Source organism: Thiorhodococcus minor, assembly GCF_010820565.1.
GTDB classification, from domain to species: Bacteria; Pseudomonadota; Gammaproteobacteria; order Chromatiales; family Chromatiaceae; genus Thiorhodococcus; species Thiorhodococcus minor.
Genome location: NZ_JAAIJQ010000042.1, coordinates 1 through 22,296, shown reverse-complemented (window position 1 = coordinate 22,296; position 22,296 = coordinate 1). Strand labels below are relative to the sequence as shown.

Sequence of the window (22,296 nt, the reverse complement as noted above, 5' to 3'; positions counted from 1 at the left end):
CCATGGCCGCAATCACCTGCCCCGTCGGCGGAGACGCATCATGAGCACAGACGTCAGCTGGGTGCACGCGCCTTGCCACCCCATCGACTCAGAGGCCGCCGAGGCCGCGCGCCAGCGCCAGGATCAACTGACCAAGCCCCAGGGCTCGCTTGGCAGACTGGAAGAAATGGCGATCCGGCTCGCCGGAATGCAGGCCACCGCCTCCCCATCGGTCGACCCCGTGCAGATCCTGCAGTTCGTCTCGGATCACGGGGTGGCCGCCGAGGGCGTCTCGCTCTTCCCGCAGGAAGTCACCATTCAGATGCTCCGCAACATCGCGCGCGGCGGCGCGGCCGTCTCCGTCATGGCCGAGGCCATCGGGGCACGCATGGAGATCTTCGATATCGGGATCGCGACCGACCCAGGTCCGGTCGAGGGCGTCATCTCCGCTCGGCTCGGCGCCGGCAGCGGCAACATCGCGCGCGAGCCGGCCATGACCGAAGCGCAGCTCGCCGACGCCCTCGCGCTCGGACGCACGGCGGTCGAGCGCGCGCTCGACAATGGCGCACGCCTCATCGTCTGTGGCGAGATGGGCATCGGCAACACCACGCCCGCGACCGCCCTGTCATGCGCCCTGCTCGAGCTCGAGCCGCATGAGCTGACAGGTCCGGGCACAGGGCTGAGCGCCGAGGGCGTCGCGCGCAAGACCCAGGTCGTCGCGCAGGCGCTGGCGCTGCATGCCGCCTCCGAGCAGTCGCCGCTGGAGCTGCTGCGCCGACTCGGCGGCTTCGACACCGCCGCCTCCACGGGCGCCTTCATCGCGGCGGCCCAGCATGGCCTGCCCATCCTGGTCGACGGCTTCATCATCAGCTCGGCGGCCCTAGCCGCGGTGCGCATCAATCCGGACACGCGTCACTGGATGCTCTTCTCGCACAGTTCCGCCGAGCCCGGCCACAGACGTATGATGGAGGCACTGGGCGGCGACCCTTACTTGAATCTCGGACTACGCCTCGGCGAGGCCACTGGAGCGGCTGCCGTCGTCCCCTTGCTCCGTCTCGCCTGTACCATTCATCGCAAGATGGCGACCTTTGGAGAAGCAGGTGTCAGCGAAGCTTGATGAGGTGACCGACCGTCATGTGGATCTCTTGCGCCACGGCGAGGTCGCGGGCGGCGTCTGCTTTCGCGGTCGCTCCGACGACCCCTTGAGCGACCTGGGCTGGGCGCAGATGTCACAGGCGGTGGCCGATGCCCCGACCTGGACGAGCATCCTCAGCTCCCCCTTGCAACGCTGCGCCGCCTTCGGCGAGTGCTTCGCCGACACCCATGCCCTGAGGTTGGAGCGCGTGGATGCCTTGAGCGAGCGCGACTTCGGTGCCTGGGAAGGCATGCCCGCCCATGAGATCGCAACAGAGGATCTGACCCGCTTCTGGGCGGACCCCGCCAGTTTCACGCCGCCGGAGGCCGAGCCGTTCGAGGCCTTCCGCAGGCGCGTCCTGGAGACCTGGCAGAAGCTCCTCGAGCGGCCGGACCCGCACAGCCTCGTCATTACGCACGGCGGTGTGATCCGCGTGATCCTCGCGGAGCTGCTGCAGATGCCGACGACGTCGCTGCTGCTAATCGACGTGCCGCACGCCTGCCGCACCCGCATCCGCATCCCCAAGCCACCCGGGCGTCCGAGCCTGGTCTTTCATCGGTGCAACTGAGTAACGCCGGGCCCATGAGACTGCGCCCGCTGTGGATCGCAGGCCGCTTCCTGAGCCGGCTGCCCTTCCCAGACCCCGGCGAGGCAACGGCGGAGGACATCGGGCGCTCCGTGCCCTGGTATCCCCTCATCGGGCTCATCATGGGGCTCCTGGCGGCACTCACTGCCGCGGGCACTGGCGCTCTCGGCCCCGAGCTGGCGGCCACGCTGACGCTCATGGTCTGGGTCTGGTCGAGCGGCGCGCTGCATCTGGATGGCCTGGCCGACAGCGCCGACGCCTGGATCGGCGGACTGGGCAGCCGCGAGCGCACGCTGGAGATCATGAAGGATCCCCGCAGCGGCCCAGCGGCCGTCACCCTGATCGGCCTGGTCCTGATCGCCAAGTGGTCTGGGCTCAAGGTGCTGATCGAGGCAGACGCGCCTTGGCTGCTGCTTTGGCTGCCGATGCTGGCGCGGGTGCAGCTCTTGCTGGTGCTGCGCTCGATCCCCTACGCGCGCGAGCAGGGCATGGCGGCGGCCCAGTCGCGCCAACTGCCCCGGCGGGCAACCTGGATCGCCATGCTCTTGGCCTCCGGTGCCTGCGTCCTCGCCACCGGATGGACGGGGCTCGTCCTGCTCACCGCCACCCTCGCCGGCTTCGCGCTCGCAAGACGCAGCATGATGCAGCGCCTGGGCGGATTCACGGGCGACACAGCCGGCGCCCTGGTCGAGCTGACAGAGACCCTATTGCTGCTCATCTGCGCCGCCCTGCTTTAGCCGCCAGCTCGGCTCCGGCCTGTGGGTCCAGAGACGTCGGTGCTCCTCGCGATAGCCGATCGGCGGCTGGATGATCCCGGAAGGCCCCATCTCGAAGCGGATCGCGCCGGCGGAGGCGGTATCGAGAACCCACGCGCCAGCGGCTTGCAGCCGCCGCACGACCTCCGGCGTCGGAAACCCGAAGGCGTTCGCATAGCCCGAGGAGACCAGCGCCCACGCCGGCGAGACGGCCTGGACGAGCGCCGTCGAGGTCGAGGTGCGGCTGCCATGATGCCCGGCGATGAGCACGTCGGCGTCCAGCTGGGTGCCAAGGCGCTCGACCAGATCCAGCTCGACCGCCCGCTCGACATCTCCCATTACCAGCAAGGCGGCTCCTGCCGTCCTCACCATGAGGACACAGGAGGCATCGTTGCCGGTTGCGCCCTGTCCTTGCGGATGCAGATAACGGAAGGAGACGCCGGACCACTCCCAGCCCGCACCCGCGCGGCAGGGCTCTGCGCCTGGGATGTCGAGGTCGTCCGACTCGCCACTGTGGATCTCCTCGACCTGGATCGATGCCATGAGGCCCTCCACGCCGCCCGCATGGTCGCGGTCCGCATGGCTGAGGACGAGCCGATCCAGGCGGTCGATGCCCTGGGCACGCAGGAACGGGGCGACGACGGTCGACCCGGTCTCGAAGCCGCTCGGATACCTGGGGCCGGTGTCGTACACCAGGGTGCCCTCGGCAGTCCGCACCACCAGGGACAGCCCCTGGCCGACGTCCAGCAGCGTCAGCCAGGCCACGCCATCAGGCGGATGCGGAGGACGCGCCAAGAACATCGGGAGCAGCAAGATGCCTCCGAGCCATCGACCTGGGAGCCCGCGCGGCGCCAGCAAGAGGAGCGCCCCGAGACCAGCGAGACCCCACACCCAAGGCGGTCGCGCGGAAAGCGTCATCGCCGCCCAGGGCCGATCCGACAGCCAGGCCAAGCCACGCACCGCGAGGTCCAGCAGGTCCGCCGTCGCCGCCAGCGGCCACTCGAGCCCTGGAATGAAGCTCAAGAGGGTGCCGACCAGGACCAGCGGCAGGAGCAGCAGACTGAACAGCGGCACGGCGACCAGATTCACCAGGGGCGCAATCACAGATGCCTTGGCGAAGAAGTGGAAGAGCAGCGGCATCAGGCCGATGCCGATCGCCCACTGCGCGCGGCCCCAGCGCGTCCAGGGGTCCCGACTCGGCAGACGCTGACCGAGACTGAAGAGCAGCAGGCCCACGGCGCCGAACGAGAGCCAAAAGCCGAAAGACAGCACGGCTTGGGGATCCCAGATCAAGACACCGACGAGCGCCAGGGTCAGCGCATGGTAGGGCCTCAGGGTGCGGCGCCATAGGACGGCACCCAAGACCACCGCCAGCATGATGAGCGCGCGCTGGGTCGAGATGGCGAAACCGGCCAGACCGGCATAGACCAAAGCGGCCAAGCCGGCGGCAATGGCCGCGGCGCGCGGCGCGGCGAGCAGAGAGACCGCCCGCCCCGAGAGCGCCCAGCCAAGCCGCACCAGAAAAAAGACAGCGGCGGCAATCAAACCGACATGAAGCCCGGAGATCGCCATCAGGTGATTGGTGCCCGTGCGCGTGAGCACGTCCCAAGTCGCGCGGTCGACACCAGAGCGCTCGCCCAGGGTCAGGGCCTGCACCAGACCAAGCTGGCGCGACTCCCCGAGGACGACCGCGAGATGCGCGGCAAGGGCCTGACGCCAGCGGGTCAGCCAGTAGGTTCCTGTGCCGGCATCCAATCGCTCCAGCTCCGGGCCGCGTCGCGTGTAGCCGGTCGCGAGAATCCCGGCCTCGAACAGCCAGCGCTCGTAGTCGAAGCCATTCGGGCTGGCAAAGCCATGCCTGGGCTTGAGGCGCACGGGGAAGCGCCAGCGCTCGCCCGCCTTGAGATCTGGGCAGTCCCTGTAGCAGGAAAGACGGACCAGGCCCCGGAACGGCAGCGCCTGGCCATCGCGCGAGGTACGCTCGATCTCGAAACGAAAGCGCGTGCTGTGCGCCCCTTGGACAGGGAGCGAGGCGATGCGGCCCTCGACAAGGAGCGTGGCGCGCGCCAAGGCATCGGGAAACGGCTCACAGAGGATGAGGCAGGCGTGCCACTGGGCCCAGCAGGCGCCGAGCACGAAGACCAGCACCGGACGCAGCCACAACACGCGCCAGGCAAACAGAGCTGTCGCGAACAGCGCCCCGGCCCCGAGCCAAAGCGGCGGCATCTGCCAAAGGAGATGGAAGGACGCCACACCTGCGGCGAAGGCGAGACCGAGCGCTAGCACGGCAACCGCCCCTTCCCGGCATCGCGCTCTGGCTGGGCCGCGCAGAACGAAGGCCCTTGATGTGCATTAGGTTTGCCGTCCATGACAAAAGTCCACGGGGATGTCGCAGTCTGACCTATACTCGCGCCTTCTGATTGGGCCTGAGACCGAGCGAGCTTGTCGCGTGAAGAAGTGGCTTAGAAGGGTCATGCCGCCGCCTAAAGCGATCCACGGCAACCGTTGTCTTGGCGTCTTCGGCAAGCTGCTGCAGGATCCCAATCTCTGGCACCTCAATCGGCACTCCGTGGCCGGGGCCTTCGCAGTCGGGCTCTTCGTCATGTACCTGCCGCCAGTCGGGCACGTGCTCATCGCCGGCGGCCTCGCCATCTATCTGCGCGTCAACCTACCGATCGCGATCACGCTGGTGTGGATCTCCAATCCGGTCACCATCCCGCCGATGTTCTATTTCGCCTACGTGGTGGGCTGCTGGGTGCTCGGCATCCCGCCGGTCGGCTTCAAAGTCCAATTCTGGCTGGACTGGCACAATTGGCTCGCCGTCCTCGGCCCCCTGCTCCTCGGCTGCCTCATCTGCGGCGCGGTCTGCTCGGTACTCGGCTATGCCACCATCCAGATCCTCTGGCGCTGGAAGCTGATGCGCCAGATCCGGAAGCGCAAGGAGCGCTATCGCGAGCTGTCCGAATCACGGCTGAGGACGCCGTCTTCCAATCGCCAGACGTGACGCATGCGGGAAGCCAGATCGCGATCATGCGTCACGATCACCAAGCTGGTCCCGATCTCGCGATTGAGCTCCAGCATCAGCTCATAGACATCCGCGGCCGTGCCGCTGTCGAGATTGCCCGTGGGCTCGTCGGCCAATAGACAGGCGGGCCGCGTCACCAAGGCCCGCGCGATCGCCGCGCGCTGACGCTCCCCGCCGGAGAGCTCGCCTGGCTTGTGCGTCGTGCGATGCCCGAGCCCGACGCGCTCCAGCAGCGCCTGCGACTCGGCCTTGGCCTGCTGCGGCGAGGCGCCGCCGATCAGCAATGGCATGGCGACATTCTCGAGCGCGGTGAACTCCGGCAGCAGATGATGGAATTGGTAGACGAAGCCAAGGTGGCGATTGCGCAGCAGGCCCAGCTTGGCCTCCGACAAGCGACCAACCTCTTGGCCCATCCAGCTCACCTGCCCTGCCGACGGCCGGTCCAGCCCGCCAACGCAATGCAGCAGGGTGCTCTTACCTGAGCCAGAGGCCCCGACGATGGCGATGCGCGAGCCGGGGTGAACGCGAAAACTGATCTCCTTCAGCACCTCGACGACTTGAGGCCCCTGCCGAAAGGTCTTGGCCAGACCGCGGACCTCGATGACAGGCTCCGGCTTATTCATAGCGCAGCGCCTCCGCCGGCTGCGTTCGAGCGGCGCGCCAAGCCGGATACAGGGTTGCGAGCACGGACATAAGGAAGGCCCCGCCGCCGATGGAGAGCACATCCGAGAGATGGACGTCGGAGGGCAGCTCACTGATGTAGTAGATGCTCGGATCCAGAAAATGGACGCCGAAGACCTGCTCGATGGCGCCCACGACCGGCTCGACGTTCATGGCCAGCAGCACGCCCGCGACCATGCCGAGGATGGTGCCGATCAAGCCGATGGCGGTCCCCTGCACCATGAAGATGCCCATGACGCGAGCGGGCGAAACGCCCAGGGTGCGCATGACCGCGATGTCCGATTGCTTGTCCGTAACGACCATCACCAGGGTCGAGACGATGTTGAAGGCCGCGACCGCGACGATGAGGAAGAGGATGATGCCCATCATCCGCTTCTCCATGGCCAGGGCACTGAAGAAGTTGGCATGGACCTGGGTCCAGTCCACCAGGCGGTAGACGCCGCCGAGGTCATAGGCGATCTCGCGCGCCAGCCGCGGCGCCTCCCACATATCATCCAGCTTGAGCCGGACCCCGGAGACCGCATCCCCCAGACTCAGCAGCTTGGCGGCGTCGTGCATCGCGATGAAGGCCGCGTTGCGGTCGTAGTCCGCCATGCCGACCGCGAAGATGCCACTCACGGTGAAGCGCTTGAGCCGCGGCATGATACCCACGGGCGTCGCACTCACCTGGGGCGTCACCACAGTGACCTTATCGCCGGGGCCAACGCCCAGGAAGGCGGCCAGATCTCGGCCCAGAACGATGTTGAAGCCGCCGTCGACCAGATCATCGACCGAGCCGCGCACCATCTCCCGGCGCAGATCGGCGACCTCGTCCTCTTCCTTGGGAACGATGCCGCGAATCAGGGCCCCGCTGACCTGGGAGCCATTGACCAGCATCCCCTGCACCTCGACGAAGGGCGCGGCGCCGACCACGTCCTGGTGCGCGCGCACCTGATCCAGGACCTCGGGCCAGTTCGCCATGCCGCCATAGGGGTCGGTCAGGGTGGCATGCGAGGCCATGCTGAGGATGCGCTGCTGGATCTCCTTGTGAAACCCATTCATCACCGAGAGCACCACGATGAGGGCGACGATGCCCAGGGTGATCCCGACCATGGATGTGCCGGAAATGAAGGAGATGAAGTGGTTGCGGCGCTTCGCGCGCGTGTAGCGCAGGCCGATATAGAGGGAGAGGGGGTGATACATAGGCGCGGCATTTAATCACAAAGTCGGAAGGCGTGCGCAACCGGCGCGTGACCGCTCGGAGACTGCACCGAGACGGCAGACAAGGCCGTCGCTCCGACTGAGACAGCGCTGGCGGCGACAAGGCTCCCGCCGCCTGAGCGCAACGCAGCGAGTAGAATCCCGGCCTCTGTCCGAAGCCATCGAGAAACGCCCTATGAACCGCCTTCCCGCCGAGTGGGAGCCCCAGAGCGGGGTCATGCTGACCTGGCCGCACGCCGACACAGATTGGGCCGAGCAGCTCGACGCCGTCGAGGCGCTCTATGCCGAGCTTGCGGCCATGATCAGCGAGTACGAGAGCGTCCTGATCGTCTGCCGCGATGAGAAGCACGCCGCCCATGCAAGAGCACGGGTGACGGCCAAGGCCGCCGACCCCGCGCGCCTGCACCTGGCGCTCGCCCCCAGCAACGACACCTGGGCGCGCGACCATGGCCCCATCACGGTGCTCGACGAGCAGGGCGCGCCAAGGGTGCTCGACTTCCGCTTCAACGGCTGGGGCGGCAAGTTCGCCGCCGAGCTGGACACCCAGATCACCGCCCGGCTCCACGGGTCGGGCATCTTTGGCAGGGCCCCGCGCGAGGCGGTGGATCTGGTGCTGGAAGGCGGGGCGATCGAGAGCGACGGCCAAGGCACGCTGCTGGCGGTCACCCGCACCCTGGTCGACCCGCGGCGCAACCCTGGCCTGTCGCGCCCGGAGATCGAGCAGATGCTGGCGGAGCGGCTGGGGATCCGTCATTTCCTCTGGCTCGAGCATGGTGCCATCAGCGGGGACGACACGGACGGCCACATCGACACCCTGGCCCGTTTCTGCGCCCCAGACATCATCTGCTATGCCAGCTGCGAAGATCCCGGCGATGCGGACTATGCAGCGCTGAAGGCGATGGAAGGAGAGCTCCGAGCACTCCGCGACCACAGTGGCAAGGCCTATCGGCTGGTTGGGCTCCCGCCCCCCAAGCCGGTCTTGGATGCCGAGGGTGAGCGCCTGCCCGCCGGCTACGCCAACTTCCTCATCATCAATGGGGCCGTGATTCTCCCCACCTATGGCGACCCGGCAGATGCCCAGGCCGCAGCCATCCTGGCGGAGCTCTTTCCCGACCGCGCGATCCGGACGCTGGACTGCAGCACGCTAATTCGCCAGGGCGGTAGCCTACACTGCATCAGCATGCAGCTTCCCCTGGGCGCCCTGAGCATCCCGCAGTGAAGCCGCGCCCACCTGAAACCTCCGGAGAAGCGACCCATGACCAAGCACTGCCGACGTCTCTTCGTCGCGATCGCCCTGCCCCTCGCGCTCCAGGCAGGCGCGGCCGACGATGATGAAGACACCCTCTATCAAGTCTCCACCATCGACGCCCTGCTCGCCGGCGTCTATCAGGGCGTCGCCGCCATTTCCGACGTCCTGCCCCACGGCGATTTCGGGCTCGGCACCTTCGCGGCGCTCGACGGCGAGCTGATCCTGCTCGACGGCATCGTCTATCAGGCTGCGGCCGATGGCCAGGTCAATGAGATGCCCGCCACGACCCGCACCCCCTTCATCAGCGTCACTCACTTCGAGGCCGACCAGCGGCTGACGCCGCCACCAGGCCAGGACTATGCGGCCTTCAAGACCTGGCTCGAGGCACAGCTGCCCAGCCGGAATATCGCCTACGCCGTGCGCGTCGAGGGCAGCTTCGCGCGCATGACCTACCGCAGCGTCCCACGCCAGCAGCAGCCCTACCCGCCCCTGCTCGAGGCATCCAAGCAGCAGCGCGTCTTCCAGCAAGACCAGATCAGCGGGACCTTGATCGGCTTCTGGTGCCCCACCTTCACCAAGGGCCTGAATGTGCCCGGCTTCCATCTGCACTTCCTCTCCGCGGACCATGCCCACGCCGGTCACGTGCTGGACTTCGAGCTGACCCAAGGCCAGCTCGCGCTGGATCCGACCAACGGCTGGCAAGTCGAGCTTCCGATGAGCCCCGCCTTCTTGGAGACGGATCTGGGTCAGGACCGCAGCGCCGCCCTGCACCATGTCGAGCAGCGCAAGTCCGGCCGTTAGTCGGCTTGCACCGCGCGATCACGCGCGGCGTCAACTCGCGATCACAACGGGATACAAGCCGAGCCGCAAACCTGGCAAACTTGGCCCGCACTCGGTCACGGGACGACGCCCCATCGCCGCTCCCGACCGGATCAGGGATGACAGCATCTTTTTCGAGCGGATGAAGCGCTTGAAGCAAGACTGCGACTCGAAAATTCTGTCTTCGCGTCGCGCGCCGACTGGAGTGCCTTCAAGGCACCCAGTCGGCATCTCGATAGACCAGCGGTGATCCAATGGAGAGGCGACGGCACCGCGCTCGGCGCCGTCGGATGGGACCCCGGATGCCGTCGCATGCCGGACTCCCGCCGCCCCCGGTAGGCGAATGCCACTGGGGCCGAAGCACATGCATGTGCCGCGGGAAGCGCAGCGCTCGAGCCAGCGCTTCCCTCTGCCGCCGGCCGCGCCACCACTACTGAGACCATTGCCAGCATGAGCGACCCAGTCAAATACCTGCTCGACGAGCAGCAAATCCCCCGCTTTTGGTACAACATCAACGCCGATCTGCCGGAGCCGCTGGATCCCGTCCTCCATCCAGGGACCAAAGCGCCCATCACCCCGGAAGAGCTCGGCGTCATTTTCCCGCGTGCCGTCATCGAGCAAGAGGTCAGCACCGAGCGCGAGATCGAGATCCCCGAGCCGGTCCGCGATGTTCTTCGCCAGTGGCGCCCCTCCCCGCTCTTCCGCGCGCGCCGTCTCGAGAAGGCCCTGAATACCCCGGCGAAGATCTTCTATAAGTACGAGGGCGTCAGCCCGCCCGGCAGCCATAAGGCCAACACGGCAATCGCCCAAGCCTTTTACAACAAGGCGGAAGGCGTCAAGCGCATCACCACGGAGACCGGGGCCGGTCAATGGGGCTCGTCGCTCGCCATGGCCGGGTCCATGTTCGGACTCGAGATCCTGGTCTACATGGTGAAGGTCAGCTACAACCAGAAGCCCTACCGCCGGGCCTTCATGGAGTCCTTCGGGGCCAACTGCATCGCCAGCCCGAGCGACACCACAGAGTCCGGCCGCGCCATCCTCGCCGAGCACCCGGACAGCACCGGCAGCTTGGGGATCGCCATCAGCGAAGCGGTCGAGCTGGCCGCGCAGCGCGACGACACCAAGTACGCCCTCGGCAGCGTGCTCAATCACGTCCTGCTGCACCAGACGGTGATCGGTCTGGAGGCCCAGAAGCAGCTGGAGATGGCGGACGCCTATCCGGACATGGTCATCGGCTGCACCGGCGGCGGCAGCAATTTCGCCGGTATCGCCTTCCCCTTCCTCGGCAATCAGCTGCGTGGCGGCCGCGAGGTCGAGCTCGTCGCCGTCGAGCCGTCCGCCTGCCCGACCCTGACCAAGGGGCTCTTCGCCTACGACTTCGGCGACACCGCGCACCTCACGCCGCTGTGCAAGATGCACACGCTGGGATCCACCTTCGTCCCGCCCGGCTTCCACGCCGGCGGTCTGCGCTATCACGGCATGGCCCCTCAGATCAGCCACCTGGCCAAGCTCGGCTACATCAGCCCCCGCTCCTACAACCAGCTCGAATGCTTCGCTGCTGGGGTTCAGTTCGCCAAGGCCGAGGGCATCATCCCGGCGCCCGAGGCCACGCACGCGGTTCGGGCGGCGATCCACGAGGCCGACAAGTGCCGTGAATCTGGCGACCCCAAGACCATCCTCTTCAATCTCAGCGGGCACGGCAACTTCGATATGCAGGCCTACACGGACTACCTCGGCGGCAAGCTGAAGGACCTCGACTACGCCGAGAACGAGGTCGCCATGGCACTCGCCGGCCTGCCGTCGGTCGGCTAGGCAGCCTGGACAGCGAGCACGCGAGAGAGTCCCGGATGCGACAAACCGACGCAATGCAGACCCGTGGAAAGGTCTCGCTCCTGCTCGTTCTCGCCAGCCTGGTGGGGGCCTGCTGGCCCTCACCGGCCGCGCTCGCCGAGGAGCGCCCGCCAGCGCCCTCGACGGACACTGCCGCCCAGGAGCCGAGCCCGCCGCCAGAGACGCGAGCCCAGCTCTACGACAGGATCCAGGTGCTCGAAGCGCGTGTCCAGGGCATGGAAGGCAAGCTCAAGGACTCCGCGCTCGCGCGCAAGACCGCCGATCAGGCGCGCATGGAGGCCGAGCGACGGCTGGCCCAAGGCAATCAGGCGGTCGAGCAGATGCATGGTGAGCTCGAGGCCCTCCAAGCCCGACAGGCAGAGCTCGAGGAGGCGCTGGCGGAGCAGCAGACGCTCGTCGAGCACCTGGCGGCAGCGCTCGAGGAAGAGCGCAAGCACAATGCCCTCCTGACCTCCCAGGTGGAGGCCTTGGCCGCCCAGCTCCCGGAGACCGAGGGCGGCATCTTGACGGAGCAAGCCGCTCGGACAGCGGCCACCCAGGCCTTTCTCGCGCTAAGAAGCCAGATCCAGCGCCCTGGCGGGGCGGATGCGGCGACTGGTATCCAGAGCCGAGCCGAGGCCGAAGACCTGCTGCGCAAACGCCAGCTGAAGCTCGCGCGCGCGACGGACGCACTCAGCGTCTACCGGGTCAGAGAGCGCGACAGCCTCGGGCGCATCAGCAGCCGCTTCTACGGCAGCAGCGGTCAGTGGCATAGACTCTTCGAAGCCAACCGCCACTTGCTGGACAACCCGGATCAGCTCACTCCAGGGATGACGCTCGTCATTCCTTGAGCGAAGCCCAGGCGTGGCCCGCCTCGGCAATCCAGGTACTCCCTTCGAGGCGCCGAGCCTAAACGTCGAGGCCGAGCTGCTCGGTTTGGTGCAGGATGCCTCGTGAAGGGGGTGCAGATGCAGCCAGGCTCAGTGACTCTTCTTGGGGCCAGCATGACCACTTCATGCACGAGGCGACGGTTGCGCTGCCTTTCCACGCTTGCCCCGCGCACAAGGGACCATGATCCGCCAGCTCAATCCCGCTTCGTATAGAAGACGCTCTTCCCGGGTACATCCTGCTCAGGGTCATATTCCATCGGCAACTGATGCGCGATGCCCTTGTGGCAGTCGATACAGGTCAGCCCCGCATCCTCCGCGTCCTGATGGCCCTGCGAGCTGCGCGACTCCTGCTTGGTGTAGTCCATGGAGTCGAACTCATGGCAGTTGCGGCACTCGCGGCTGTCCGTCTCCTTCATCGCGGTCCAGACGTTCTGCGCCAGTCGGAAGCGGTTCGCCTCGAACTTCTCGGGCGTGTCCACGTCACCCTTGAAGTGGTGATAGAGCTCGCTGGTCGCCTGGACCTTGCGCACGAACTTGTGCACCCAGTCCTTGGGCACATGGCAGTCCGGGCAGGTCGCGCGCACGCCGGTGCGATTGGTGTAGTGGATGGTATCCCTGTACTCCTGATAGACGTTGACCTTCATCTCGTGGCAGGAGATGCAGAACTGCTCCTGATTGGTCGCCTCCATGGCGGTGTTGAAGCCGCCCCAAAAGAGGATGCCGACGACGAAGGCCGCGAATAGGCTGATCCAGGCCGCGCGGCGGCCGCGAGAGGATTTTGGCTTGGAAGTGTTGTTTTGCTCGGACATGGTCTCTTCCCGAATCTCAACGTGACTTGAAGGCACCCGCGGCAGGGTCAGCGCTCGCCGAAGACGTTATCGACCAGGGGCATGGCCCCGGTTTGCGGGGCATGGCACTGCGTACAGAAATAGCGGCGCGGCGCCAGGCGATCGAGCTTCTTGCCGTCGCGGTCGAGGAAATGACTCTCCGCCACGCGCGGAGCGTTGGCCGTCTCGAAGGTCGCCTGGCTATGGCACTTCAGGCAGCCGTTCTGACGCAGATCGATGCTGTACTTGTCGATCGGGTGCGGGATCATCGGCGGCTGCTCCTCCCAGCCCACGCCGAAGCCCCCAGGGACCGCTAAGGTCGCCTTGTTGAGCGCCGGGTCCGAGGAATCCGTCACCGCATGACCGCGCAACGACTCCACATCGGCCGCCCAGACCGTGCCGCTCAGGCACACCGCGGCCGTCCCGAAAAGCAGCGCCACAAATCCTCTACTCATGTTCTCTCTCCGCCGTGTCGGTCAGCTGAATGGATGGGTCCTGACCCGATGGGATTGGGCGTCGGGCAGCTCTACCGGCACCTCGATCGGACGCCGATCCCCCATCCGAAACCGAAAGACCCGCTTGCTGCAAACATCGATACAGCGCCCGCAGTTGGTGCAGTTGAGATCTGTGATGATCGGTCCCCTGCCCCGCGCGGCACCCTTGAGCGCTGGCTTGATGACCTGCGGCTCGGGGCAGATATGGAAGCAGTCCGTGCAATCGTCGCAACGGCTCCTGCCCTCCGCACTCACCCGCACGGCCGCACGCATCCCAACAAGGCTGTAGAAGGCGCCGACCGGACAGAGATGCCCGCACCAGCCGCGCCGCACGATCAGAAGGTCGTAGAGCAGCACGGCCACCAAGATCGTCCAGGCCCAGCCCAACCCGAAGATCAGCCCGCGATGCGCCATGGAGACCGGATTCAGGTACTCCCAGACGATCACGCCGGTAACGAGCGGAAAGAAAAGCACCAGCGCCAAGATCCAGTACCGCAGGTCGCGCGAGAGGCGGCCCGCCGCCCGAATGTCGAAGCGCCGCCCCAGCCAGGCCGCCAGATCCGTCACCAGATTCACCGGGCAGACCCAGGAGCAAAACACGCGCCCGCCGACCAGCGCATAGAAGACCAGGACGATCAGCGCGCCGATCGCGCCGCTCAGAACCGGCCAGGCGCCCGACAGCATCGATTGGGCCAGCAGCAAGGGATCGGTCAGCGGCAGCACCCCAAGCGTCATGCTCGCCGAGAGATTGCCCGTCACGATCCAGACACCCGCCAAAGGTCCCGCCAGGAAGAGCGCGAGAACCCCGATCTGGCTGAAACGCCGCAGCAGCAGCCACTTGTGGGCCTTGAGCCAGCCGTGCTCGGCGCTGGCGGTATCGCCCGGAAAATCCTTCATAGCGCCCCCTTGCGGTTCAGCGTCTCCAAGGGATCGCCTGGAAACGGAGACTCCGGCTGCCCAGGTGCCGACTCGTCGATCAGCCCCTGTCCGCCGTGCTCATAGCGCATCCCCTCGGGCAGGTTGTAGCGATGCTCAACATCAGGCGTCACCAGCGCCTCGCCCGCCTGCCGCTTCTGCTCCCAGCCGAGCCGGTAATGTGCGCCCAGCTTGCCCTTGGCCAGGTGTCGCGGCAGCACCTTGATGGCCGCCTCATCCAGGATGCAGGCCTCTTCGCACTTGCCGCACCCGGTGCAATGGTCGGAGTGAACGACCGGAATGAACCTGGCATGCTTGCCGGAGCGGGTGTTGTGCTGCATGTCGAGCGTCAGCGCCGCGTTGCGGACCGGACAGATGTTGAAACAGACCTCGCAACGCAGCCCCTGAACGGCGATGCAATTCTCCTGATCGATCAGGACCGCCAGCCCCATGTCCGCGTCTAGAATGTCTTCCAGAGCATGATCCAGGGCATTGGTCGGACAGGCCGCCACGCAGGGGATGTCCTCGCACATCTCGCATCCGGCCTCGCGGGCGATGAAATAGGGCGTGCCGGTCGGCACCTCCTCACCCAGCTTGGCCAGGTGGAGCATGTCGAAGGGGCAGTCCCGCACGCAAAGCCCGCAGCGGATGCAGGCCCCATTGAAGTCGTCTTCCGGGATGGCGCCCGGAGGCCGGATCGCCCAGGCCGGCAGGCTGCTCGCACGCTGGCTGTAGAGCCCCAGGCCAAGACCAAAGAGCCCCACACCACAGGCCGTTTTCATGACGCCCGTGATGAACTGGCGGCGGTTAAGGGGCTTGCTGGGCTTGGGGCTTTCGTTGGTCACGGCAAATGGCTTCTCGGATCAAAATCACCCATCGAGGGTGGACAAGCGCGGCGCAGTCCACCAGCGCCGGTGCGGGATTCGGTCGACTGCGCTCGCGCTTGTCCACCCTAGCCGTCACGACATCAACAGGGACCGTCAGGCCCGCATCACCTTACAAGCGCACTTCTTGTAATCCGTCTCCTTGGAAAGCGGATCCGTCGCGTCCAGGGTGAGCTTGTTGACCAGGCGATTGGCGTCGAACCAGGGAACGAACACCAGCCCATTCGGCGGGCGGTTGCGCCCGCGCGTCTCCACCCGCGCCTTGATCTCGCCACGACGGCTGGAGATCACGGCCATCTGGCCGTCGCGCAGACGCCGCTGCTTCGCGTCGTCCTTGCTCATGTAGACGACCGCATCCGGCACCGCGCGGTAGAGCTCGGGCACACGGCGGGTCATGGAGCCCGAGTGCCAGTGCTCGAGCACGCGGCCGGTGCAGAGCCAGAGATCGAACTCCTCATCCGGGCTCTCGGCCGGCGGCTCGTAGGGCGCGAAGATGACGTTGGCCCGACCATTCGCATTGCCGTAGAAGTAGACGTCGCCCTTCGCCACCTCGGGGTTGTACTCGCGCACGTGCGGGTCATAGCCCTCGCGGAAGCGCCACAGCGTCTCCTTGCCGTCAAGCACCGGCCAGCGCAGACCCCGCGTCTTGTGATAGGCCTCGAACTCGGCCATCTCGTGACCCTTCTTGATGATGTCCGGCCCGGAGTTGAAGAGGCGGTACTCCTCGAACAGACCCTTTTGGACGTAGTAGCCGAAGTCCGTGCTCTCGTGGTTCTGGTACGCATTGCCACGATCGTCGACGACCTTCCCATCGAAGGGGAACTTGTCGACCTGGCCATTGGTGTAGAGCACCTCATAGAGCGTCTTGCCCGCATACTCGGGCATCTTGGCGACCTGCTCCTCCGGCCAGACGTCCTCCACCTTGAAGCGCTTGGCGAATTCCATGATCTGCCAGACGTCCGACTTGGACTGACCGGGCGGCGCAACCTGCTCGCGCCAAAACTGGGTGCGCCGCTCGGCGTTGCCGTAGGCGCCTTCCTTTTCGACCCACATGGCCGTGGGCAGCACCAGGTCGGCGGCCTGGGCCGAGACCGTCGGATAGGGGTCGGAGACGGTGACGAAGACGTCCGGGTTGCGCCAACCGGGATAGGACTCCTCGTTGAGGTTGGCCGCCGCCTGCATGTTGTTGTTGCACATCTGCCAGTAGCAGTTGAGCTTGCCGTCTTTCATCATGCGATGCATGAGTACGGCGTGATAACCCACCTTGCCGGGAATGGTGTCCTCGGGCAGCTTCCAGAGCTTCTCGGCAAAGGCCCGGTGCTCCGGCTTCTTCACCACCAGATCCGCCGGCAGACGGTGCGCAAAGGTCCCGACCTCGCGCGCCGTCCCACAGGCGGACGGCTGTCCGGTCAGGGAGAAGGGGCTGTTGCCCGGCTCGGAGATCTTGCCCATCAGCAGATGGACGTTGTAGCAGTTGTTGTTGACCCAGACGCCGCGGGTGTGCTGGTTGAACCCCATGGTCCAGAAGGAGCTGACCTTGCGCTTGGGGTCGGCATAGGCCTTGGCGAGGCGCAGCAGGTTCTCCTGCGGCACGCCGGACAGCGCGGAGACGTACTCCAGGGTGTAGGGCTCGACCTGCTTGGCGAACGCCTCGAAGCTCGACGGCAGCTTCTTGCCGACGCCTGAGTTGGCCGCCTTCTGCTCGCGCGGATCGGTCGGCCGCAGGCCATAGCCGATGTCCGTGGTTGCCGTCTCGAACTGGACGTGCTTGTCGATGAATGCCTGGTTGTAGGCCTTGGCTTGGATGATGTGGTTGGCGATGTAGTTGAGGATCGCCAGATCCGTCTGCGGCGTGAAAACCATGGGGTTGTCGGCCAGCTCGAAGCAGCGGTGCTCGAAGGTCGAGAGCACATGCACCTCGCAGCCTGGCCGCGTCAGCCGCGTATCCGTCAGGCGCGACCAGAGGATGGGGTGCATCTCGGCCATGTTCGCGCCCCAGAGCACGAAGACGTCGGCATGCTCCAGGTCGTCGTAGCAGCCCATGGGCTCGTCGATGCCGAAGGCGCGGATGAAGCCACCCACCGCCGAGGCCATGCAGTGGCGGGCGTTCGGGTCGAGGTTGTTCGAGCGCATGCCACCCTTGAGCAGCTTGGAAGCGGCATAGCCCTCCCAGACGGTCCACTGCCCCGAGCCGAACATCCCGACCCGCGAGGTCATCTCGTCGACGGACTTCCCTTTGTTCTCCTCCAGGCTGCGCTTGATGGCCTTCTTCCAGTGCTCGGCCATGACATCGAAGGCCTCGTCCCAGCTCACGGCCTCGAAGCTGCCTTCCTTGTCGAACTGGCCGTCCTTCTTGCGCAGCAAGGGCTGGGTGAGCCGGTCCTTCCCGTAGAGGATCTTGGGCAGGAAATAGCCCTTGATGCAGTTGAGTCCGCGGTTCACCGGCGCATCCGGATCGCCTTGGCTGGCGACCACCTGGCCGTCCTTCACGCCCACGAGCACCGAGCAGCCCGTCCCGCAGAAGCGGCATGGCGCCTTGTCCCAGCGCACATTGAGGTCGAGCGGCTGATCCTGCGTCTGAGCGAGCACCCCGGCTGGCAGGCTGGCGCCGGCGACGGCCGCGGCGGCTGCGACGGCCTGGGACTTGATGAATTCACGCCGAGTCATGGTCACGGGAGGTTCCTCCTGGGGCTCGAAATGCGATGACAGGGTTCCAGGCCGCGCGTCGCGCCGCCTTAGTCGGCCAAGGCGTCCGGCGACTGCGACGCCAGCGCCTGTCCGCCAAAGTGGTAGATCAAGATGGTGTTGATGACCCCCTCGATGTGGTTTGGCGCGCCCAGCATCTCCGCCGCCGGCTGGCCCGCCACGTCTTCGATGGTGATCACCAGCTTGTCGATCTCGGCTCCGCAATGGACCTCGACGCCCGCCAGGGCGCCGACCACAGCGGCCACCTCGGACCCCATGCCGGGCTTCGTGTAGACCACACAGCTGAGGATGTCGCCTTCGGGCAAGACCTGGCCGGCCTGGGTAGCCGTAGCATCGACATACCGCGGCTCCCCGGTCATGCCCCCCGACTCAGGGCGCTGCCGTTGTGAAGGGTGCTGGTTGAGCATGAGCATTGGACTCCATGAGACGTTGACCTTGATGGGATGCGCGTGCGGTCTCACGCCAAGGTGCGTCGACGCGCGCGAATGCCTGCAGGCGAGCCATTGAGGGAATGTGGATGAAGCGGCGTTGGACCTGGATGAGACCTCGCCGTGCGAGGCCGTGAAGCTCGCGAGAAAAGGTCTCGGGCGAGAGATTGAGGCTCGAAGCGACCACCGCCTTGGCCGCCGGGAGTGTTGAGGTCGCCTGATCCGAATCGACTTGGTCGGACTCGGCCTCACGCAGCAGGAAGCTGGCGACCCGCTGAATGGCCGAGTGCAGACAACAGGCCTCCAGATCCTCGGTCAGGCGCTGGGTGCGCTCCGCGATCAGCGTCAGCATCATGAAGGCGACCTCCGGCCACAGCTCCATGGCGCGACGCAGACGTATGAGATCCACGTGAAGCAGCTGCGAGTCTGTCAACGCCTGAGCATAGAGTGGATAAGGGCGACCCAGAACCGCCGCCGATTCCGCGAAGGTCTGCCCAGGGAGCACGATGTCCAAGACCCGCTCCGCACCCTCCCGAGAGAGGACGGCGAGCTTGATGCGGCCGCTGATCAGCAGAAAGAAACCCTTGAGTGCCTCACCCTTTTCGTAGATGACTTGATTGCGCAGAACGCTGCGCAAATAGCTGCCGCCCGCAACCAAGCGTAACGCCTCGCGCGGCAATGCCCGGAATCCCGGTGCCGTTTCAAGCAGCGGCAGACTTGCGCGCTCCAGATCTTGGCAGTTCACCTCGACCCCCACCTCCGTCGAGCTGAGTCATGGCCCTCGAATCGAGGCTTGCCGGCCCAGCCCAAGCGACAGGTATTCTTGATCTATCGCAAGACTAGGCCGTCGCAGAAAAGCAGCAAGACACGGAAAGACCAACCGAAACATTCCGAGATACCACCAAGGTGGTAGTCACAGAGGGAGTCCAATCAACTGATCCGATTGAGGTTTCAAGCTGGCGGATGACATCTGGCCGTCATCCAAGCGGGCGCGGGAGAATTTGGGGGTATCCCCTTTTGCCTCCGGGAGACATGACGTAGAACACCGTTATGGCCGAGCAGCGCGACCAACAGACAAGCCACTCCATCCTGATCACCGTCGGCGTCCTGATGGCCGGGGTGGTGCTGCTCGGCATCACGGGCATGGTCAGCTCCATCGTCATCGCCCAGATCAACCAGGGCATGGCCGCTGCGGTCAACCAGTCGGGCACCCTGCGCATGCAGTCCTACCGCATCGGCGTCGCGCTCGCGTCCGAGGCGCCGACGCTTGAGGAGCGCCAGGCGCAGGTACTGAGCTTGGTCGAGGAGTACGCGGAGCGGCTCGCCAGCCCGCGGCTCACCGCCGCCATCCCAACGCTTGCAAGCGATCCCGTCAGCCTCGCCTATGAGCGTGTGCGCTGGCGCTGGACGCACGAGATGCGCCGCGCCGCGCTGCGCTTCGTCGAAGCGGGAGCGGATAGCGCTGCAGCCAGCGCGGGACGGCAGGCCTATCTGGGCCAGGTGGACGATTTCGTCGACGACATCCACACCCTGGTGCGGGTGCTGGAGGATCGCTCCGAGCACCGCATCCTGCTCCTGCGCTGGATTCAGGGCGTGGTGCTGGCGCTGACCCTGGCCGTCGTCGCGGTCACCATGATCCTGGTCCAGCGACGTATCGTGCGGCCCATCGCCGAGCTGGTGAGCTGCGCCGATCGCACCCGCCGGGGCGACTTCTCCGGACGCACCAGATTCACCGGCACAGACGAGCTCGGCCGCGTCGGGGCCGCCCTGAACCTCATGACCCAAGGCCTGTCGCAGATCTACGGCGAGCTCGAGGAACGGGTCGCCGACAAGACGCTCGACCTCGCGCGCTCCAACCGCTCGCTTACCCTGCTCTACCGCACCAGCCGCGCGCTCGAAACCTCGCACCTGACGGATGAGCTGCTGCAAAAGGTCCTCGACGACGTGCGCAGCCAGCTCGGGCTGGCCGCAGTCGCGCTCTGCCTGCGCGACCCCGACTCCCTGCGCAGCGGCGACTGCATCAGCGCGAGCCAGTCCGACGCGGCCGACGCAGCGATTCGCGCTTGCAGTCTCTGCACCGGGCCGGAGCCAGATAGCGGCGCCAGCCCAGACAGCTTCGCGAATGGCGAGCGTATCGCCAGCTTCCCAGTCCGCGACCAGGGCCGCAGCTTCGGCACCCTGCGGGTCGCCTTTCGACCGCACAAGGCACCCGAGACCTGGCAGCAGCCCTTGCTGGAGTCATTGGCCGCCCATCTCGCGACCGCGCTCAACCTCATGAGCAGGATGCACGAGGGACGGCGCCTGGCGCTGCACGAGGAGCGCAGCATCCTCGCCCGGGAGCTCCACGACTCATTGGCGCAATCCCTGTCCTACCTCAAGATCCAGGCCGCCCGGCTGGATGCCGCACTGCGCGAGGCCGGCGACCGAGCCGACTCTGAGCGCGGCGCATCCGCCGACAGCGCACTCCCGCCGCCCGCCGTCATCCTGAGCGAGATCCGCGAGGGCATCAGCAGCGCCTATCGCCAGCTGCGCGAGCTGCTGACCACCTTCCGCCTGCGCATCGTCGGCCAGGGACTCGCCAACGCCCTCGCGGAGACCGTGCAAGAGTTCCGTGAGCGCAGCGACGTCGAGATCAGCTTCGACGATCAGGTCCCGTCCGGTCTGCTCTCGCCAAACGAAGAGGTCCACGTGATGCAGATCATCCGCGAGGCCCTGTCCAACGTCGTGCGCCACGCCGAGGCGCGCCGCTGCACCATCCGGCTCGAAACGGACGCAGATCGGATTCGGGTCAGCATTGCCGACGACGGCAAGGGACTCGGCGCCAAGGCGGCCGGGCGCGGACACTATGGGATGACGATCATGCGCGAGCGCGCGCTCACCCTGGGCGGCTCGCTCGACATCGAGAGCGCCGGCAGCGGCGCCAGCGTGCACCTGAGCTTCCGCCCGCGCGGGCGTGGCGTCGACGCCTGAGCACACTCATCATTGGGGACATACCTGCATTCAGGTCATCACGAGGAAGACAGCCATGAGCGATGCCATCGAGACCCGCGTCCTAGTGATCGACGACCATCCCCTATTTCGCAAGGGCGTCGCCGATCTCATCGCCATGGAGCCATCGCTGCAGCTCGTCGGCGAAGCGGCCGACGGCAGCGCCGGACTCCAGCTCGCGCAGGAGCTGCACCCCGATCTCATCCTGCTGGATCTGAACATGAAGGGTCTGGACGGCATCGAGACCTTGAGACGCCTGCGCGCCGACGAAGCCCTCGACGCCAGAATCGTCATGCTGACCGTCTCGGACACCGAGACGGACGTGGTCGCCGCACTGCGTGCCGGCGCCGACGGCTACCTGCTCAAGGACATGGAGCCGGAAGACATCCTCGCCATGCTGGGCGAGGCCGTGCGCGGCCGCCTGGTCATCAGCAGCCAGCTCACCGAGCTCCTCGCCCGCGCCCTGCGGGAGGCGCCCGCCCCCACCACGCTCGACCAAGCCGACCTCACCCCGAGGGAGCGCGAGATCCTCGACCTCCTCGCCCAGGGCTGCAGCAACAAGCTCATCGCCCGCGAGCTCGACCTCGCCGTCGGCACCATCAAGGTCCACGTCAAGCACATCCTCAAGAAGCTCGGCCTCAAGAGCCGGGTCGAAGCCGCCGTCTGGGCCCTGAATGCCCAGCCGAAATAGCCTGCGACCGCAATCCGGTTTCCCACGGCACTTACGAAGCGACAAGAGCCAGTCGGTAGCCCGTAGGGTGAAGAACAGTGTCAGGTCTTGCCTTTTGCCTTTTCGGCTGCGCGAACGATCCGGCTGATCCGCGCGTAATGCAGACCAAAATGGTCGCCGATTTGCTTCAGGGTGTACCCGCCGCTCGCGTAAGCCGCTGCAATGGCCTGGTCTC

At 66.3% G+C, this 22,296-nt stretch carries 20 protein-coding genes and 1 pseudogene; 10 read left to right on the top strand and 11 right to left on the bottom strand.

Annotated elements, in window-relative coordinates:
* Positions 1 to 40: 40 nt before the first annotated feature.
* The 3 genes from cobT to G3446_RS14670 are packed head-to-tail and all read left to right on the top strand — an operon-like array spanning position 41 to position 2,437.
* Positions 41 to 1,096: a nicotinate-nucleotide--dimethylbenzimidazole phosphoribosyltransferase gene (gene cobT / locus G3446_RS14680; RefSeq protein ID WP_164453581.1), complete on the top strand. Its 1,056-nt coding sequence runs from the start codon at positions 41 to 43 to the stop codon at positions 1,094 to 1,096.
* The gene (locus G3446_RS14675; protein WP_342450118.1) at positions 1,080 to 1,682 is read left to right on the top strand and encodes a histidine phosphatase family protein; all 603 of its coding nucleotides are present in this window, start codon (positions 1,080 to 1,082) and stop codon (positions 1,680 to 1,682) included. The genes cobT and G3446_RS14675 overlap by 17 nt, the downstream gene beginning before the upstream one ends.
* A gap of 14 nt (positions 1,683 to 1,696) precedes the next feature.
* Positions 1,697 to 2,437, top strand: coding sequence for an adenosylcobinamide-GDP ribazoletransferase (locus G3446_RS14670; protein ID WP_164453580.1), 741 nt, complete (start codon positions 1,697 to 1,699; stop codon positions 2,435 to 2,437).
* On the opposite strand, the gene G3446_RS14665 is transcribed toward G3446_RS14670, so the two are convergent.
* The gene (locus G3446_RS14665) at positions 2,405 to 4,741 is read right to left on the bottom strand and encodes a DNA internalization-related competence protein ComEC/Rec2 (protein ID WP_342450117.1); all 2,337 of its coding nucleotides are present in this window, start codon (positions 4,739 to 4,741) and stop codon (positions 2,405 to 2,407) included. The genes G3446_RS14670 and G3446_RS14665 overlap by 33 nt on opposite strands.
* Before the next feature lie 163 nt (positions 4,742 to 4,904).
* Between G3446_RS14665 and G3446_RS14660 the strand changes: the two genes are divergently transcribed.
* A complete protein-coding gene (locus tag G3446_RS14660) occupies positions 4,905 to 5,459 on the top strand; it encodes a DUF2062 domain-containing protein (RefSeq protein WP_164453579.1) in 555 nt (184 codons plus the stop codon).
* Here G3446_RS14660 and lolD read toward each other — a convergent pair.
* A complete protein-coding gene (gene lolD, locus G3446_RS14655; protein ID WP_164453578.1) occupies positions 5,402 to 6,103 on the bottom strand; it encodes a lipoprotein-releasing ABC transporter ATP-binding protein LolD in 702 nt (233 codons plus the stop codon). The genes G3446_RS14660 and lolD overlap by 58 nt on opposite strands.
* Positions 6,096 to 7,343 (bottom strand): lipoprotein-releasing ABC transporter permease subunit, encoded by a 1,248-nt coding sequence (locus G3446_RS14650; protein ID WP_164453577.1) that lies wholly within the window; start codon positions 7,341 to 7,343, stop codon positions 6,096 to 6,098. The genes lolD and G3446_RS14650 overlap by 8 nt, the downstream gene beginning before the upstream one ends.
* Before the next feature lie 193 nt (positions 7,344 to 7,536).
* Here G3446_RS14650 and G3446_RS14645 point away from each other — a divergent pair, with 193 nt between their 5' ends.
* The 4 genes from G3446_RS14645 to G3446_RS14630 all read left to right on the top strand — a co-directional run bounded on the left by G3446_RS14645 (position 7,537) and on the right by G3446_RS14630 (position 12,110).
* Positions 7,537 to 8,580, top strand: coding sequence for an agmatine deiminase family protein (locus tag G3446_RS14645; protein ID WP_164453576.1), 1,044 nt, complete (start codon positions 7,537 to 7,539; stop codon positions 8,578 to 8,580).
* A gap of 36 nt (positions 8,581 to 8,616) precedes the next feature.
* Complete coding sequence (gene budA / locus G3446_RS14640) at positions 8,617 to 9,411, top strand: acetolactate decarboxylase (RefSeq protein WP_164453575.1); 795 nt, start codon at positions 8,617 to 8,619, stop codon at positions 9,409 to 9,411.
* Between the two features lie 468 nt (positions 9,412 to 9,879).
* Positions 9,880 to 11,241 carry a TrpB-like pyridoxal phosphate-dependent enzyme gene (locus G3446_RS14635; RefSeq protein ID WP_164453574.1) on the top strand — a complete coding sequence of 454 codons (1,362 nt, stop codon included), beginning with the start codon at positions 9,880 to 9,882 and terminating at the stop codon, positions 11,239 to 11,241.
* A 35-nt stretch (positions 11,242 to 11,276) separates the two neighbouring features.
* Positions 11,277 to 12,110: a LysM peptidoglycan-binding domain-containing protein gene (locus tag G3446_RS14630; RefSeq protein WP_164453573.1), complete on the top strand. Its 834-nt coding sequence runs from the start codon at positions 11,277 to 11,279 to the stop codon at positions 12,108 to 12,110.
* Between the two features lie 233 nt (positions 12,111 to 12,343).
* Here G3446_RS14630 and G3446_RS14625 read toward each other — a convergent pair whose 3' ends face one another.
* The 7 genes from G3446_RS14625 to G3446_RS14595 all read right to left on the bottom strand — a co-directional run bounded on the left by G3446_RS14625 (position 12,344) and on the right by G3446_RS14595 (position 19,148).
* A complete protein-coding gene (locus tag G3446_RS14625) occupies positions 12,344 to 12,958 on the bottom strand; it encodes a NapC/NirT family cytochrome c (RefSeq protein ID WP_164453572.1) in 615 nt (204 codons plus the stop codon).
* A gap of 47 nt (positions 12,959 to 13,005) precedes the next feature.
* Positions 13,006 to 13,431, bottom strand: a complete 426-nt coding sequence (locus G3446_RS14620; RefSeq protein WP_164453571.1) for a nitrate reductase cytochrome c-type subunit — start codon at positions 13,429 to 13,431, stop codon at positions 13,006 to 13,008.
* A gap of 21 nt (positions 13,432 to 13,452) precedes the next feature.
* Entirely contained in the window at positions 13,453 to 14,367 is a 915-nt protein-coding gene (gene napH, locus G3446_RS14615) for a quinol dehydrogenase ferredoxin subunit NapH (protein ID WP_164453570.1), read from the bottom strand.
* Complete coding sequence (gene napG, locus G3446_RS14610) at positions 14,364 to 15,230, bottom strand: ferredoxin-type protein NapG (RefSeq protein WP_164453569.1); 867 nt, start codon at positions 15,228 to 15,230, stop codon at positions 14,364 to 14,366. Before napG ends, napH begins: the two co-directional genes overlap by 4 nt.
* A gap of 135 nt (positions 15,231 to 15,365) precedes the next feature.
* Positions 15,366 to 17,936, bottom strand: a complete 2,571-nt coding sequence (gene napA, locus G3446_RS14605; RefSeq protein ID WP_164453568.1) for a nitrate reductase catalytic subunit NapA — start codon at positions 17,934 to 17,936, stop codon at positions 15,366 to 15,368.
* Between the two features lie 68 nt (positions 17,937 to 18,004).
* Positions 18,005 to 18,334, bottom strand: coding sequence for a chaperone NapD (locus G3446_RS14600; protein WP_164453567.1), 330 nt, complete (start codon positions 18,332 to 18,334; stop codon positions 18,005 to 18,007).
* Positions 18,335 to 18,344: 10 nt separating this feature from the next.
* Complete coding sequence (locus G3446_RS14595) at positions 18,345 to 19,148, bottom strand: cyclic nucleotide-binding domain-containing protein (protein WP_164453566.1); 804 nt, start codon at positions 19,146 to 19,148, stop codon at positions 18,345 to 18,347.
* 305 nt (positions 19,149 to 19,453) lie between these two features.
* Between G3446_RS14595 and G3446_RS14590 the strand changes: the two genes are divergently transcribed.
* Positions 19,454 to 21,373 (top strand): type IV pili methyl-accepting chemotaxis transducer N-terminal domain-containing protein, encoded by a 1,920-nt coding sequence (locus tag G3446_RS14590; RefSeq protein WP_164453565.1) that lies wholly within the window; start codon positions 19,454 to 19,456, stop codon positions 21,371 to 21,373.
* A gap of 55 nt (positions 21,374 to 21,428) precedes the next feature.
* Complete coding sequence (gene narL, locus G3446_RS14585) at positions 21,429 to 22,082, top strand: two-component system response regulator NarL (RefSeq protein ID WP_164453564.1); 654 nt, start codon at positions 21,429 to 21,431, stop codon at positions 22,080 to 22,082.
* A gap of 80 nt (positions 22,083 to 22,162) precedes the next feature.
* Here narL and G3446_RS28085 read toward each other — a convergent pair.
* Positions 22,163 to 22,296 (bottom strand): annotated as a pseudogene (locus tag G3446_RS28085) (addiction module toxin RelE); the annotation flags it as partial.

Coding starts and splice junctions, on each gene's coding strand:
- narL (WP_164453564.1), top strand. CDS start 21,429: ATGAGCGATGCCATCGAGACCCGCGTCCTAGTGATCGACGACCATCCC.
- budA (WP_164453575.1), top strand. CDS start 8,617: ATGACCAAGCACTGCCGACGTCTCTTCGTCGCGATCGCCCTGCCCCTC.
- lolD (WP_164453578.1), bottom strand. CDS start 6,103: ATGAATAAGCCGGAGCCTGTCATCGAGGTCCGCGGTCTGGCCAAGACC.
- cobT (WP_164453581.1), top strand. CDS start 41: ATGAGCACAGACGTCAGCTGGGTGCACGCGCCTTGCCACCCCATCGAC.
- G3446_RS14635 (WP_164453574.1), top strand. CDS start 9,880: ATGAGCGACCCAGTCAAATACCTGCTCGACGAGCAGCAAATCCCCCGC.
- G3446_RS14625 (WP_164453572.1), bottom strand. CDS start 12,958: ATGTCCGAGCAAAACAACACTTCCAAGCCAAAATCCTCTCGCGGCCGC.
- G3446_RS14620 (WP_164453571.1), bottom strand. CDS start 13,431: ATGAGTAGAGGATTTGTGGCGCTGCTTTTCGGGACGGCCGCGGTGTGC.
- napH (WP_164453570.1), bottom strand. CDS start 14,367: ATGAAGGATTTTCCGGGCGATACCGCCAGCGCCGAGCACGGCTGGCTC.
- G3446_RS14645 (WP_164453576.1), top strand. CDS start 7,537: ATGAACCGCCTTCCCGCCGAGTGGGAGCCCCAGAGCGGGGTCATGCTG.
- G3446_RS14670 (WP_164453580.1), top strand. CDS start 1,697: ATGAGACTGCGCCCGCTGTGGATCGCAGGCCGCTTCCTGAGCCGGCTG.
- G3446_RS14650 (WP_164453577.1), bottom strand. CDS start 7,343: ATGTATCACCCCCTCTCCCTCTATATCGGCCTGCGCTACACGCGCGCG.
- G3446_RS14600 (WP_164453567.1), bottom strand. CDS start 18,334: ATGACCGGGGAGCCGCGGTATGTCGATGCTACGGCTACCCAGGCCGGC.
- G3446_RS14590 (WP_164453565.1), top strand. CDS start 19,454: ATGGCCGAGCAGCGCGACCAACAGACAAGCCACTCCATCCTGATCACC.
- napA (WP_164453568.1), bottom strand. CDS start 17,936: ATGACTCGGCGTGAATTCATCAAGTCCCAGGCCGTCGCAGCCGCCGCG.
- G3446_RS14630 (WP_164453573.1), top strand. CDS start 11,277: ATGCGACAAACCGACGCAATGCAGACCCGTGGAAAGGTCTCGCTCCTG.